The organism is Paenibacillus yonginensis, from assembly GCF_001685395.1.
In the GTDB taxonomy this organism is placed as follows: Bacteria; Bacillota; Bacilli; order Paenibacillales; family Paenibacillaceae; genus Fontibacillus; species Fontibacillus yonginensis.
Genome location: NZ_CP014167.1, coordinates 325,717 through 338,602, shown reverse-complemented (window position 1 = coordinate 338,602; position 12,886 = coordinate 325,717). Strand labels below are relative to the sequence as shown.

The window sequence follows — 12,886 nt, the reverse complement described above, 5'->3', positions numbered from 1 at the left end:
CTTATCCCTGCGATTATAACCTGAACTGCCCCGTTACCATCAGCAGGGCTTCCGGCAATTGATCCATAATCGCGGCCAAATTCTCATGGACTCCCTTAGGAGTGCCAGGCAGGTTGACGATCAGGGTTCTGCCGCGAATGCCGACAACTCCCCGGAACAGCATGGCGGCCGGATTTTTTTTCATGGCGCCGGCCCGCATCGCTTCCGCCATGCCGGGAACCTCGCGCTCAATCACCCGCCGGGTAGCCTCGGGCGTTACATCTCGCGCAGCCAGCTCCGTTCCTCCGGTCGTCAACACCAGATTGGCCTGAAAATAATCGGTCATTTCGATAAGTGCGGCGATAATTTCATCTTCCTCGTCCGGAACGATCCGGTATTCGATAATTTCACCGTTCAATTCCTCTTCGACCAGTTCCCGTATCACCTGGGCGCTCGTATCCTCCCGCTCTCCCCGGGAGCCTTTGTCGCTGGCCGTGAGGATGGCTGTTTTCCACTTCATCATAAAGGTTTCCTCCATCCGCATTAGGAACTCAATTGGAACACTTATGTCATCCTATAATAGCCGTAACGCTGATTTTCACTTTGATTCTGCTGTTTCTTGCCCCTTGTAATAGTCACCGCTTTTGCCGCCCTGCTTGGACTTCAATTCGGTTGGCCCGATGACCATATCCTTCTGGAGCGCCTTGCACATATCGTAGACCGTCAGCGCCGCGGCCGAAACAGCTGTCAGCGCCTCCATCTCCACGCCGGTGCGTCCTTCCGTCTTGACGGAAGCTTCAATATAAAGCTGATCCTGGCCGTTATCCGAGAAAGTAATATTCACTCCGGTCAGCGGCAGCGGATGGCACATCGGAATCCAGTCCGAGGTCCGCTTCGCGCCCTGGATGCCGGCGATCTGGGCCACGGCCAGCACATCGCCTTTATGAACGTTCCCCTGCCGGATAGCCGCCAGCGTGGAAGGCAGCATCGTAACCGTTGTAACGGCGACAGCCGTCCTGAAGGTTACCTCCTTGCCGGAGACATCCACCATCTTCGCCCGGCCCTGCTCATTAAAGTGGGTCATTCCGCTTCCTGGTTGTTCCATCTTAAACATCATCCTTAATTTATGTAAAATACGTTCGCTGGCGTAATCAGCACATCCAGGCTCAAGTCATGCGCTTCGGCCGGAACCTGCCGGACAAGCTGTTCTTCGAACATTAAAGAAACGAATAACGTGCGTCCCGTTCTCCCATCAGCCGCCTGTTTCAGCTGCTGCGCAAAGCGGTCATAATAACCGCCGCCGTAGCCGATCCGCCCCCCCTGCAAATCATAAACCAGTCCCGGGACGATGACCACGTCGATGTCACCATACCGTTCTTCCGGCCAAACCGGACTGTCCGCATCCGGCTCGGGAATCCCCCACACTCCTGGCTTGAGTGCAGCCCAGCCTTCAAAGCCATGCACCGACAGCTTCCCGCCCTTTGTAACACGGGGCACAAGCACTTTGTCGCCCTGCTGCAGGCAGCTCTCCACAAGAGGCTTGGTTGAAAGCTCGTCTTTGAAGGATAGGTAGGTAAACAAGGTAAGTCGTTGACCCGGCCGGCTTCGGCGCAGCGGTGCAAGCACCTCATCTTCGGCAAGCCTGCAGGCGGCAGCGGATAACGTCTGGCGAACCGGTTCTTCCAGAGAAGCCCGTTTGGCCGCCGCTTCTTGTCTCAGCAAACTTTTTATTTCTTTCAGTTCCATGTCCGCTACCTTTCAGCCCGAAATGAACTTATCCTATTGACATATACGAAATATCAGTTCTATTAGTTAGTTTATCATTGTTCCATGAAAATGAAAACAAGCCCCGCCGCTTTCCGCAAGCCTGGTCAAAAACAATTCAAACCTCTCTTTCCGGTGCAATCGGAGCCGGTTTCGGTTAAACTGAAAAAGAATCTGTGACCTGACTGCCGCCCATGCGAGCGGTTCATTATAAAGATGGAGGATGTTAGTTATTATGCTGCTTCAAGCCTCAAATATTACGAAGCTCTATGGAGTAACACCTATTCTGGAAGGCATCAGCCTTCAAATACAAGAGCGCGAGCGGATCGGCCTTGTCGGCGTCAACGGCGCAGGCAAATCCACGCTGCTCAAAATTCTCGCCGGCGAGATGTCCTATGACGGCGGGCAGATTTTTAAGGCCAAAGAAACAACGCTGGGTTATCTGGCCCAGAACAGCGGACTCGCTTCCGATAAAACGCTGTGGGAGGAAATGCTGCTGGTCTTCGCCCCCCTGCTGGAGATGGAAGCCGAGCTGCGGCGGATGGAGCATCAAATCGCCGATCCGTCCGCCAACCATGAAGATAAAAGCTACCAGGATCTGCTCGAGCGTTATGCCCAGAATTCGGACCGCTTCAAAGATCTTGGCGGTTATGAAATCGAGACCCGGATCCGCAGCGTCCTGCACGGCATGGGCTTCGGAGCGTTCCCGCCGGATACGCCGATCGCCACGCTGAGCGGCGGGCAGAAGACCCGGCTGGCGCTGGCCCGCATCCTGCTGCAGGCTCCCGATGTGCTGATGCTGGACGAACCGACCAACCATCTGGACATCGAGACGCTCACCTGGCTTGAGGACTATCTGCGCGCTTATTCCGGCTCCCTGCTTGTCGTGTCTCACGACCGCTATTTCCTGGACCGGCTGGTGACGTCAATCGTCGAAATCGAACGCCATCAATCCAAACGTTATACGGGCAATTACAGCCGTTACGCCGAGCTGAAGGACGCCGAATACGAAAGCGCCATGAAGCAATACGAGAAACAGCAGGATGAAATCGCCCGGATGGAGGATTTTATCCAGAAGAACATCGTCAGAGCCTCCACTACCAAACGGGCGCAAAGCCGCCGGAAGATGCTCGACAAAATGGAGGTCATGGACAAACCGCTTGGCGATTTGAAGCGGGCCAACTTCTCCTTTGAAGCGGAAATCATGTCCGGACGTGAAGTGCTGCAGGTTGACCAGCTGTCCTACGCCTTTGATCAAGATCATCCGCTTTTCAAAAATGTCTCCTTTGAGCTGCGCCGCGGCGAAACCGCCGCCTTGATCGGCCCAAACGGCATCGGCAAATCCACGCTACTCAAAATTTTGACCGGCGATTTGAAGCCGACAGCCGGCAAGATCAATTGGGGCACCAAAATCAGGATCGGTTATTATGATCAGGAGCAGACGCACCTGACCGGCTCAAATACCGTATTGGAGGAGCTGTGGAGCGCTTACCCCCATGTAGAGGAAGCGCGGATTCGGACGATCCTCGGCAACTTCCTGTTTAGCGGGGATGACGTGCAGAAGCGGGTCTCCAGCCTGAGCGGCGGCGAGAAAGCCCGTGTGGCGCTGGCTAAGCTGATGCTGCAGAAAGCCAATGTGCTGATTTTGGACGAACCGACCAACCACCTGGACTTGTACAGCAAGGAAGTGCTCGAATCTGCCCTGCTTGACTATGACGGAACGCTGCTGTTTATTTCCCATGACCGTTATTTCCTGAATAAAATGGCCGAAAGGGTGATTGAACTGCATCCGGAAGGGGCCCGACATTTCCTAGGAAATTATGATGACTATGTCGAGAAGAAGCAGGAGCTTGCCGAAATTGCCGCCGAGCAGGCGGCGAATGCGGCAGCCAAACAAACCGCCGGAGCCAAGAAAGACGCTGCCGAGACAAGCGAACCCAAAGCAGGTGCTGCTTCCTTTGAAGCCGACAAACAGGCCAAACGGGAAGAACGCAGCCGCCAGCGACGCATGGAGCAGCTTGAAACCTCCATTGCCAAGCTGGAGGAAGAGATCGAAACGCTTGAAAATGAACTGACGTTGCCTGAGGTCTATCAGGACTATATGGCCGTTCAGGAGAGACAGGCCACAATCGACAAACATAAAGCCGAACTGGCCGAAGCTTATGCCGAATGGGAGCAGCTTGCCGAAGCGTGACAACCTGCGGAGGAATGGGGCAAAAAAGTACGAAATCATTCAAAAATATGACATTTAACTTATGCACATGGTTATCCCCAGAAACGGTGATTAATTGAACAAAAATCCAAGCGAGTTAGGCTAAAAAAACCGCTTGTACCAGGCTTTTTTAATAAAGAGGGGATTTTATCCACCAAGTTATGCACATTATCCACAGTTTTCACAATAAAAGTGTAGGGAAAAAGGCCCTTTTCCCTGTTTCAAACAAACCCTTGCGGGGTATGCTTTCATTTTGTTTACACACAGAAGCGTGTTGGAATGTGGATAATTTTGTCCACACCTTGACAAGAGTCGAAAACGCAGATTCAACTACCTATACGATACGACGAATAAGGAGAGAGTTTAAGATGAGCAAAATGATGTACGGAGTTTCCCATATTGATGCGGATGAGCTGCAGCAGATTTTGGAGGATAAAGAACGCGGAACAATCGTTATAGACGTCAGGGAGCCCTTTGAATATGAAGCTGGACATATCCCAACCGTGCCGCTGATTCCAATGGGCGAAATTGCCGAATATGCGGACGATATGGATAAAGAACGGGAATACGTCTTCATCTGCCGGAGCGGACAGCGCAGCCTGAATGTGGCCCGTTATTTCCAGGAGCTCGGCTTCGCTCATATTCACAATTATGAAGGCGGAATGCTTGGCTGGGATAAGGAAATCGTCCAAGGCCCCGAGAAGATCATCGAGGATTTCACCGGCATGGAGCAGCTTGAACGCAGCTAATAAACGTAAAACCAGGTCCTGCTGGCCAGCCGGTTAAGCAACAGAAGCAATAGGAGCAACAGAAGCTATTGGGAGAATACCCGGTGTCACATGACGCCGGGTTTTTTTGCCGTGCATGAAAGTATCGGTATAACCCTTCCGCTGTAACGGCATCCTAGGAGCAGAACCATTAATAGTTGGAATAAAAGACAATTGGTAAAGGGGAATTACTGAAAATGATGTCTTTGCCCGTCATGATCTGGCATTCGGTCCTGACCTTGTTCGTTCATCTGTTCACACCCGCTGCGATTGCCGCCTCTACCCTTCACTTCGATGATCCGGCTTATGCCAAATGGGGGCAGCTGGCTGTCAAACAGGCACAAACCAAATACGAGGCTTCTGTAATCGACTATCTCCACATCGGAAGGTACTCCGTTTCACCTACGGTCAGTGAAGAAAGATTCAAGCTGTGGCTGAAGAAAAAAGGGCGAATTTGGTGTTTACGTATATGTCCGGTTTGATCCCTCCAATGACGAGCTTATTTCCATACATTTTGAGCAGGCGCGTTAACCGGCAGCCCTTACTTCTTACATCGGTATCGCTTTATATCAATCTGGTTCAGGTGAACAAGATCAGCCTTTGGGAAAAAGCGAGGCATACGCCCCGTAACCGGCTTCTTCCAGATCTTCTTTCGGAATAAACCGCAGCGCAGCTGAGTTTACCTCAAACTGAAAGCCGGTTGGCGAAACCTCGCTGCGTCCCCAATAACCCAGGCGGGCACCGGATAACCGGCTCTTCAGCACAACCTTCACCTGGCCGCCGCTGTAATCGGCTTCTTTGCGGATCAGCCCTTCGTTCAGCGGCTGGCTGAAGTTTGGCCGCCCCGTCCCCGCATCAAATTGATCCATGGAACTAAATAACGGATCCCCGTTGATGACATCGACATATAAACCTTCCCGAGTGTTGTTCCAGAAGGCATTGTCATAAGCTGGTTCGCTGGCCCCATGCTGGGTCACTTCAAATTGAAGGGGAGTCAGCTGCCTGCGCAGCCGCTCCAGATCCTTGGCACTGCGCCAGTGTTTCTCGGTAAAGGCCTCCCGCCCGGAAGCCTCGTAATACAGATTGTAATCGTTCCGGTGCGTATTGTGGTAATTCTGATGGACCTCCTCAGCCCGGTAAAAAGGACCCGCCGGCACGATTTCGGTAACAATCTTCCCTTTAAAACGTCCACTGGCCTCCAACGCCTGCTTGGACGCCTCGGCTTTCAAGCGCTGGTCTTCGTTATGCGTAAAAATCGCCGTCCGATAAGAGGCGCCCCGGTCCATGAATTGACCGCCGCTATCCGTAGGATCAATGAGCTGCCAATAGATGTCCAGCAGCCGCTCATACGGGAAGATCTCGGGATTAAAGACGATTTGCACAGCTTCTGCATGACCGGTTGTCTCCATCCCCACCTCTTCATAGGTCGGGTTGTCCGTATGTCCGCCCGTATATCCCGATACAATCGAAATAATGCCCGGCAGCTGATCAAACGGCTTGACCATACACCAGAAACAGCCTCCCGCGAAGGTCGCGGTTTCAAGCTTCTTGTCTTCCATGAATGGATGGATCCCCCTCTATATTAAAATATCGTTCCTTCCGCAGGCTTTACCATGTTAGAATAATAAAGCTGCTAACAACCGGAGGTGCGTACCTGAATGGGTTTTATTCAAACAGCCAGATGGGAACTGAATAGATGGTCCGGCAATATCAAATTGTTTTTCCTTGCCAATATTTTATATCAAATCGGCACCGGCATGTTTGGTGTCCTCTATAATTTATACATACAAGAGCTTGGCTACAACGATGCGATGAACGGCAGGGTTGTCAGCATTCAATCGCTGGCCACCGCCTTCCTGTTCGTTCCGATCGGCCTTTGGGGCGACCGGGCCAGCCGCAAGAAGATCCTGATTATCGGCGCAATGTTCAGCGGCGCCGCTTTCCTGCTCCGCTCCTTCATCTCCGGCGAAGCCGGCTTGATCGGTCTGGCCGTGTTCACCGGCTTGTTCGCTTCTTTTTTCCAGGTGTTGTCCATTCCGTTTCTGGCTGAGAACGTAAAACCAAAGGACCGCCTGCGCATGTTCAGTTATTTCTCTTCGCTGGTCCTTGCCTCCCAAGTAATCGGCAGCATGGGCGGCGGACTGCTGGCGGACGGCCTTCAGGCCGCAGGCTTCAGCACGCTGGCGAGTCTGCAGACCGTGCTTGCTTTGGGCGGCAGCGCAACCTTCGCCGCTTTTATCCCCATGCTGTTTGTACGCGAGCGCTCTTCTAAAGGACAAGCTCTTGCAGACCAGGACGCAAAGGATCCCAGTTCGACCGTTGCTGCGGAGAACGGCTCAGGCTCCAGCAGCGCTAAGAGGGCTGAAGAAAGCCAAACAACAGGCGAATTCAAAACGATCGGCAAGTTTGTGGCGGCCCAGCTGCTGATCGGCTTCGGTTCCGGTCTGGTTGTTCCTTACCTGAACCTTTATTTTACGAACCGCTTCTCGGCTTCGCTGTCGCTGATGGGCATTCTGATTTCACTCGGCCAAGTGATGACCATTGTGTCCATGCTGATCGGTCCTACGCTGGCGAGGAAGGTCGGCCAAGTCAAAGCGGTGGTGATCTTTCAAATGCTGTCGCTGCCTTTCCTGCTGCTGACCGGCTTCACGCATTGGTTCGCCGTGGCGGCGGTAAGCTTCCTGTTCCGGCAGGCGCTTATGAATGCAGCGAACCCGATTCAGTCCTCGATCATGATCGACCGGATCGCCGACAACCGGCGGGGCATAGCCAACTCCCTCACTCAGACGGCCTTTATGCTGGGCTGGGCTACTATGGGACCGGTTCAATCCTGGCTGGTAACCGGCTACGGCAGCTATTGGGGATATGCGATTACGTTCAGCATTACCGGCTGCCTGTATGTCGTCGCGTCCCTCCTGTATTTCTTTATGTTCCGTAAAACTTCACCGGCAGATGCACGCAGCGCAGTGGAGATGTAATCCGAATGGACGGGTTCCTTGACCAAGGTTCAACTCTTAAAAATTAATCATTCAGAACCCAAAAAGAGATGCGGCCGGAAATCCGGACCTGCATCTCTTCTTTTTGGCCGTTTGTTGTTTCACAGGCCGGTCTTTAAGCCTTAAATTTCCCCCTATATTGTCCGGTGCGGAGCTCGATCGCATAAGGCTCCAATTGCGGCATGCCTCTTTCTTCCGCCTCGCGGATCGCTTCCTCCACATCATAAGGCACACGGACGAACTGCAGGCCAAACGGCGCTGCTTCGTGCGCGCCGTATTCGCCTTCCATGATCACATAGGAGGCCTGGACCATATCAAGTGAATTGCCCACACTGCCGGTGTTAAACAAAGTTCTGCCATTCTCCAGATGCTGCAGGAAGGCGGTATGAATATCGCCGTAGCCGGCCACATCAGCAGGCTTCTGAACCCGGCAGTTTGCGGACGGCTCAAATAAGGACTCTCTTTTCCCCTGCTCATCCCAGGGGTAAATCCGTTCATATAAACTTCTCGGCGATGCGTGAAACAGCCGGACAAGCCGGCCGCTCATCATAAACTCGATGCAAAAGGGCAAAGACTTCAAATACGCCAGCCGACTGGTTCCCAGCTTGTCCTGATTCCAGGTCACGATGTCGATATCACTCGGTTCGCGAATGAATTCATCCCAGTTACCGGATACGACGATCTCGCATTTCTCCTTGATCAGATCAACGGCGAGATCACCGTGCGGTCCTTTCCCGACCAGATCGCCGAGGCAGAAAATCCGCTGAATCCCCCGCTCCTCTATATCCTTTAGCACTGCCTTCAAAGCAGGCATATTGCCATGGATGTCCGAAATAACCGCCATTTTCTCCATGCGAGATACCTCCTTTTATCAGGTCGCTCCACTTGCTTTATCATGACCCAGAGGCCGGCTGCCCACCCGCCTATCCTGCTGGGTTCCCCGGTCTAGAATTCGATTCACTTTTCGAACTACTCTGCGATCAGCAGCTGTCTTGAGAAGCGGCCCTTATAAATGCTGCAGGCTTCCTTTAGGGTCCATCCTGATTTCCCAAATGCCGGCAAAATATCCTCAATAGTTAAAATGATCGCTTTCGGCGCCAGTCTGCGGGCGCTGCGCAGCATATCCAGCAGCTCCTCCTCCGGCAGAACCGAACATAAATTATAAGGCAGATCAAGAATCAATACGTCATATCGCCCTTCCAGCTGCCGCATATCCGCCGGATGAACGGCCTCCTCCGGAAAGCCGAAGTGCTTCAGGTTCTCCCGGGCCCCGCTCACGGCGAGCGGGTTGAGGTCAAATCCTTCCGCTTCGATCCCCATCGACAAAGCTTCAATCAAGACGGTGCCGATACCGCAGCATGGATCAACAAGCTTCAGCCCCTCTATGCGGGGCGCTGCAATATTGACGACGGCCCGCGCTACCCTTGTACTGAGCGCCGTTGAATACTGCCGGGGTTTGCTGCTGTGTTTCAGCCAGACAGACTCCCCGGCCGCACAGGCACCGAACACCCAGCGCCCTTTAGAGTAAGCCAGGCCATACAGCCGGTCCGGACGTTTCATGTCGGCTTTGCCTTCAATCCGCGCTCCGATGCGCCGTTCAAGCGCTCTTTTGCCCTCATAGGTTTCAGTCTGATCGGCGTCCAGATAACGAATCTTGAAGGTTGCTCCATCCAGATCAAACGGAAACACGCCAACCTTTTCTTCCAGTTCCTCCAGCGTTTCGGCCTCGAGCTGGACTGCCAGTCTTTCATGAAGAAAAGGACTGCGCTCCGGAGCAACCTGCAAGCGGCTTTCCACATGACGCCGGCCCGGGTGTTCTCCAAGCAGCAAACGCAGCTCTAGTGCGCACAACTCCCGCTCATCCTCATGACACGCATAAGTGTAGAGCCAAGAGCTGGCTGCCGGATTTGTTCCGTTGAGCGGGTTTATCTCCTCCGATTGGGGTGGAAGTTGTTTCATTCTGCGGCCCCGCCTGTATCCCGAATAACTGCAAAATCCTGCTCGCTCCAGACAAGTCCCAGCTCCATCAAAGCTTTCCCGCCGATTTCGATGGTTTCCCGCTCCGTCACGACGGCTCCGAGATGCTCGTAAAAGGTTCTGGCTTTGTTCTCTTCAAGCACCCAAACATGAGCAGCCTTCAAGCCGTCCCGAGCCAAATGCCTGAACAACGCGCTGACCAGCTTCCGGCCTGTGCCCTGGCCTTGCGCATCTTCCAGGAGGTAAAAAGCCGTCAGCTCCGCATCATAAGAAAGCCCGGAAGCTTGCGCTGCGGTTTGATTGTCTGCAGGATCAGGTTGGGCCGGACCTCCCGAAATAAAGCCGATGATGCGTCCTTCAGAGTCTTCGGCCACCAGCACCCGGACGCCGGGATAAGCCAAATTCCGTTTCCACAGCTCTGTCCGCTGCCCGTAACTAAGACCATCCAGATAAGAATCAGGCACAAGACCCTTGTATGTTGTTCTCCAGGAGTCTACATGCACAGCCGCTATACCGGGTTCATCCCCTGCAACCGCCAGCCTGATCTTCATCGTCTGCCCCTCCTCCTGTTTCTGATTTTGAATTACGCAGCAGTATGGCTGCAGTTGTTATATGTTGTTTATTTTGCTTGTCCCGACCGGCGGATGTCAATTTGCAAAAAAAGAAAACACCCGCCCGCAAGCTGCCCGGGCGAGTGTAGAAATTATTCCACCGACCACGCTTCCAGCGACAGGCCGGGTTCGGCTTTCAGGCTCAAATCGGCATATTCGCCGCTTTGCCATTTCAGATAAGCCGCCGCGCCGATCATGGCGGCGTTATCCGTGCAGTAGGCGAGGGGCGGAATAATCAGCTCCACGCCTTCCCGCTCGCAGCGCCCCGTCAACGCGGCGCGCAGCCCTTTGTTGGCGGCAACACCGCCGCACAGCAGCAGCTGCTGCGCCGAAGTGGAACGCACGGCGCGGATCGCTTTTTCCACAAGCACCTCGATCACCGATTCCTGAAAACCGCGGGCGATCGCGCCATAATCCGGCGTTTCGCCTTTCATTTTACTGCGGTTGACCAGATTCAGCACCGCCGACTTCAGGCCGCTGAAGCTGAAATCATAAGAGTCCGGCTCCAGCCAGACGCGGGGCAGGTCCGCCGCCGCCGGCGATTCCAAAGCCGCCTTGTCCACGAAGGGGCCTCCCGGATATGGGAAGCCGATCGCCCGGGCAACCTTGTCATAAGCTTCGCCCACGGCATCATCCCGGGTCCGGCCAATCAACCGGAAATGGCCTTCCCGTTCCATGAGCACCAGTTCCGTATGTCCGCCCGACACCACCAGCGCCACACAAGGATAACGCAGCTCGCGGACGAGCCGGTTGGCGTAAATGTGCCCCGCGATATGGTGCGTGGCAATCAGCGGCTTGTCCAGCGCAAATGCAAAACTTTTGGCTGCCACTACGCCGACAAGCAAAGCGCCGACCAAACCAGGTCCTTGAGTAACGGCTACAGCCGACAAGGCGTCCGGCTTGATTCCGGCTTTCTCAAGCGCTTCCTCCATAATGAGCGTAATCACTTCCACATGCTTGCGGGAAGCAACTTCAGGGACAACGCCGCCGAATGCACGGTGCGTGTCGATCTGGCTGGAGATGATGTTGCTTAACACCTCGCGGCCGTTCTTGACCACGGAGGCCGAAGTTTCGTCGCAGCTTGTCTCCACCGCCAGAATATAACAATCGCCGGACGCCGCGGCCGGCTGCCCCCGAAGGTCCGCCCCAGATCTATTTGCAGATTCAGATTTAGATTCAGATTGTACAGGATTTATATCCAGTTCCGGGTCTACCACTTGGTTTCGCTTCCTTCCCTGCCGCCTTCAGCTTTCATCTTGTCCGATAAATCACACCACATAATAAGTGCATCTTCCCCGTTATCCGAATAATACCCTTTACGCATGCCAATGCCCCGGAAACCCAGCTTCTCATACAAAGATTGCGCCACATTGTTGGACACCCGGACCTCCAGCGTCATCCGGATCATCCCCAGCTCCCAGGCGTAAGTCATCAGCTGGCGGAGCAGCAGCTCGCCCAGATGCTGGCCGCGATGGGCCGTCCTCACGGCAATATTCGTAATATGCGCTTCATCCAGCACCGTCCACATGCCAGCGTACCCGATGGGGGCTCCGTTCCGCTCCATCACCAGGTAACGGGCGAACTGATTGTGCGTCAGCTCGTTGCGGAAGGCATCGCTCGACCAGGGCAAGGTAAAGGATTCGTGTTCAATAATCATGATGTCGGGAATATCTTCCATCAACATGGGGCGAAAAACAATTTCGTCCTTGCATGCCTGATTCGTCCGGCTATTTTCGCTCTCCATTTCAATCCCTCCTACAATCCCTGAAGTTTGTTCACTTCGGCTTCCGTCAGTTGGGTATAATTCGGCTGAAGCTGATGAGCCTCGTCCCGTTCGCCGCGAAGCAGCCGGGCCGCGCCCAGCAGCCCGCCCCACGCGCCCTCCGGCGCGTATCCGGCGATGCGCAGCGCATCGCCGAGCAGGGGCCGCAGCGCTTCCGCAGCTGCGGCATGTTTGTCCGTGTCGCCGGCAAACGTCACCACGGACGGCCGCGCTTCCGGCGGCAGCGCGGCCCAAAGGGCCGCCAGGCTGCCCGTCCAATCCGCCATCAGGCGGATGCCGTCCGGCTCGAGCCGGCGGGTGAGACTGCCCGGCGCTGCTTCAAACAGCGCCGTATAAACCTGGCCGCGCCGCGCATCCATTAGCGGCACGACCCATTCGGCGGCTTGCGCAGACCCCGCCGCGCCGCCGCGCCCTTCCGCTGCCGGGATCAAATCCCCGGCAGTCAGGCCTGCGCCCTGCGCCCAGGCTCCGAGCGCCAGCATCTCCAGGCTGGAGATGCCGACGACCGGGATGCCAAGCGCCCAGGCCAGGCTTTTGCCGGCTGCTACGGCAATCCGGATCCCGGTATATGAGCCGGGTCCGACACCGGCGATAATGCCGGCAAGCTCGCGCTGCGAGGTGCCCGACGCCTGCAGGACCTGCTGTACCGCAGGCATCAGCAGTTCGGCATGGCCGCGCTGGGCCAGCAGATTGTTTTCGGCAAGCACCCGCGCGCCGTCCATAACCGCCGTGCAAAGCGTAGCCGTCGAGGTGTCCATCACCAGATAACGACGGGCTTTTTGATTATGCTGTTCCAT

The 12,886-nt window shown here is 54.8% G+C and carries 14 protein-coding genes; 4 read left to right on the top strand and 10 right to left on the bottom strand.

The genetic code is table 11. The annotated features are described in order from the left end of the window. Window positions 1–13: 13 nt before the first annotated feature. The 3 genes from AWM70_RS01480 to AWM70_RS01470 all read right to left on the bottom strand — a co-directional run bounded on the left by AWM70_RS01480 (window position 14) and on the right by AWM70_RS01470 (window position 1,725). Window positions 14–499: a MogA/MoaB family molybdenum cofactor biosynthesis protein gene (locus AWM70_RS01480; protein ID WP_068700259.1), complete on the bottom strand. Its 486-nt coding sequence runs from the start codon at window positions 497–499 to the stop codon at window positions 14–16. Between the two features lie 78 nt (window positions 500–577). Further along, window positions 578–1,084: a cyclic pyranopterin monophosphate synthase MoaC gene (gene moaC / locus AWM70_RS01475; RefSeq protein WP_237167805.1), complete on the bottom strand. Its 507-nt coding sequence runs from the start codon at window positions 1,082–1,084 to the stop codon at window positions 578–580. Window positions 1,085–1,098: 14 nt separating this feature from the next. Next, window positions 1,099–1,725 (bottom strand): 5-formyltetrahydrofolate cyclo-ligase, encoded by a 627-nt coding sequence (locus tag AWM70_RS01470; RefSeq protein WP_068693728.1) that lies wholly within the window; start codon window positions 1,723–1,725, stop codon window positions 1,099–1,101. Window positions 1,726–1,978: 253 nt separating this feature from the next. On the opposite strand from AWM70_RS01470, the gene AWM70_RS01465 reads away from it, so the two are divergent. The 3 genes from AWM70_RS01465 (at window position 1,979) to AWM70_RS01455 (ending at window position 5,204) form a co-directional block, all read left to right on the top strand. Next, window positions 1,979–3,937, top strand: coding sequence for an ABC-F family ATP-binding cassette domain-containing protein (locus tag AWM70_RS01465; protein ID WP_068693725.1), 1,959 nt, complete (start codon window positions 1,979–1,981; stop codon window positions 3,935–3,937). Window positions 3,938–4,323: 386 nt separating this feature from the next. After that, window positions 4,324–4,704: a rhodanese-like domain-containing protein gene (locus tag AWM70_RS01460; protein WP_068693723.1), complete on the top strand. Its 381-nt coding sequence runs from the start codon at window positions 4,324–4,326 to the stop codon at window positions 4,702–4,704. Window positions 4,705–4,919: 215 nt separating this feature from the next. After that, window positions 4,920–5,204, top strand: a complete 285-nt coding sequence (locus tag AWM70_RS01455) for a DUF3889 domain-containing protein (RefSeq protein ID WP_068693721.1) — start codon at window positions 4,920–4,922, stop codon at window positions 5,202–5,204. Between the two features lie 111 nt (window positions 5,205–5,315). Here AWM70_RS01455 and msrA read toward each other — a convergent pair whose 3' ends face one another. After that, window positions 5,316–6,281 (bottom strand): peptide-methionine (S)-S-oxide reductase MsrA, encoded by a 966-nt coding sequence (msrA, locus tag AWM70_RS01450; protein WP_068693719.1) that lies wholly within the window; start codon window positions 6,279–6,281, stop codon window positions 5,316–5,318. A 99-nt stretch (window positions 6,282–6,380) separates the two neighbouring features. Here msrA and AWM70_RS01445 point away from each other — a divergent pair, with 99 nt between their 5' ends. Further along, entirely contained in the window at window positions 6,381–7,700 is a 1,320-nt protein-coding gene (locus AWM70_RS01445; RefSeq protein ID WP_068693717.1) for an MFS transporter, read from the top strand. A 133-nt stretch (window positions 7,701–7,833) separates the two neighbouring features. Here AWM70_RS01445 and AWM70_RS01440 read toward each other — a convergent pair whose 3' ends face one another. From AWM70_RS01440 to tsaB, 6 genes are all read right to left on the bottom strand, one after another. Beyond that, on the bottom strand, window positions 7,834–8,571 hold the full coding sequence (locus tag AWM70_RS01440; protein WP_068693715.1) for a metallophosphoesterase family protein: 738 nt from the start codon (window positions 8,569–8,571) through the stop codon (window positions 7,834–7,836). Between the two features lie 116 nt (window positions 8,572–8,687). After that, on the bottom strand, window positions 8,688–9,677 hold the full coding sequence (locus AWM70_RS01435; RefSeq protein WP_083180085.1) for a TRM11 family SAM-dependent methyltransferase: 990 nt from the start codon (window positions 9,675–9,677) through the stop codon (window positions 8,688–8,690). Beyond that, on the bottom strand, window positions 9,674–10,246 hold the full coding sequence (locus AWM70_RS01430) for a GNAT family N-acetyltransferase (RefSeq protein WP_068693713.1): 573 nt from the start codon (window positions 10,244–10,246) through the stop codon (window positions 9,674–9,676). The genes AWM70_RS01435 and AWM70_RS01430 overlap by 4 nt, the downstream gene beginning before the upstream one ends. A 152-nt stretch (window positions 10,247–10,398) precedes the next feature. Then, complete coding sequence (tsaD, locus tag AWM70_RS01425; protein WP_068700254.1) at window positions 10,399–11,406, bottom strand: tRNA (adenosine(37)-N6)-threonylcarbamoyltransferase complex transferase subunit TsaD; 1,008 nt, start codon at window positions 11,404–11,406, stop codon at window positions 10,399–10,401. Window positions 11,407–11,516: 110 nt separating this feature from the next. Then, complete coding sequence (gene rimI, locus AWM70_RS01420) at window positions 11,517–12,050, bottom strand: ribosomal protein S18-alanine N-acetyltransferase (protein ID WP_068693711.1); 534 nt, start codon at window positions 12,048–12,050, stop codon at window positions 11,517–11,519. Between the two features lie 11 nt (window positions 12,051–12,061). Then, complete coding sequence (gene tsaB, locus AWM70_RS01415) at window positions 12,062–12,886, bottom strand: tRNA (adenosine(37)-N6)-threonylcarbamoyltransferase complex dimerization subunit type 1 TsaB (protein ID WP_068693709.1); 825 nt, start codon at window positions 12,884–12,886, stop codon at window positions 12,062–12,064.

Excerpts from the sequence above, each read along its gene's own strand:
- AWM70_RS01480 (WP_068700259.1), bottom strand. The coding sequence starts at position 499 with ATGAAGTGGAAAACAGCCATCCTCACGGCCAGCGACAAAGGCTCCCGG.
- moaC (WP_237167805.1), bottom strand. The coding sequence starts at position 1,084 with ATGGAACAACCAGGAAGCGGAATGACCCACTTTAATGAGCAGGGCCGG.
- AWM70_RS01470 (WP_068693728.1), bottom strand. The coding sequence starts at position 1,725 with ATGGAACTGAAAGAAATAAAAAGTTTGCTGAGACAAGAAGCGGCGGCC.
- AWM70_RS01465 (WP_068693725.1), top strand. The coding sequence starts at position 1,979 with ATGCTGCTTCAAGCCTCAAATATTACGAAGCTCTATGGAGTAACACCT.
- AWM70_RS01460 (WP_068693723.1), top strand. The coding sequence starts at position 4,324 with ATGAGCAAAATGATGTACGGAGTTTCCCATATTGATGCGGATGAGCTG.
- AWM70_RS01455 (WP_068693721.1), top strand. The coding sequence starts at position 4,920 with ATGATGTCTTTGCCCGTCATGATCTGGCATTCGGTCCTGACCTTGTTC.
- msrA (WP_068693719.1), bottom strand. The coding sequence starts at position 6,281 with ATGGAAGACAAGAAGCTTGAAACCGCGACCTTCGCGGGAGGCTGTTTC.
- AWM70_RS01445 (WP_068693717.1), top strand. The coding sequence starts at position 6,381 with ATGGGTTTTATTCAAACAGCCAGATGGGAACTGAATAGATGGTCCGGC.
- AWM70_RS01440 (WP_068693715.1), bottom strand. The coding sequence starts at position 8,571 with ATGGAGAAAATGGCGGTTATTTCGGACATCCATGGCAATATGCCTGCT.
- AWM70_RS01435 (WP_083180085.1), bottom strand. The coding sequence starts at position 9,677 with ATGAAACAACTTCCACCCCAATCGGAGGAGATAAACCCGCTCAACGGA.
- AWM70_RS01430 (WP_068693713.1), bottom strand. The coding sequence starts at position 10,246 with ATGAAGATCAGGCTGGCGGTTGCAGGGGATGAACCCGGTATAGCGGCT.
- rimI (WP_068693711.1), bottom strand. The coding sequence starts at position 12,050 with ATGGAGAGCGAAAATAGCCGGACGAATCAGGCATGCAAGGACGAAATT.
- tsaB (WP_068693709.1), bottom strand. The coding sequence starts at position 12,886 with ATGGAACAGCATAATCAAAAAGCCCGTCGTTATCTGGTGATGGACACC.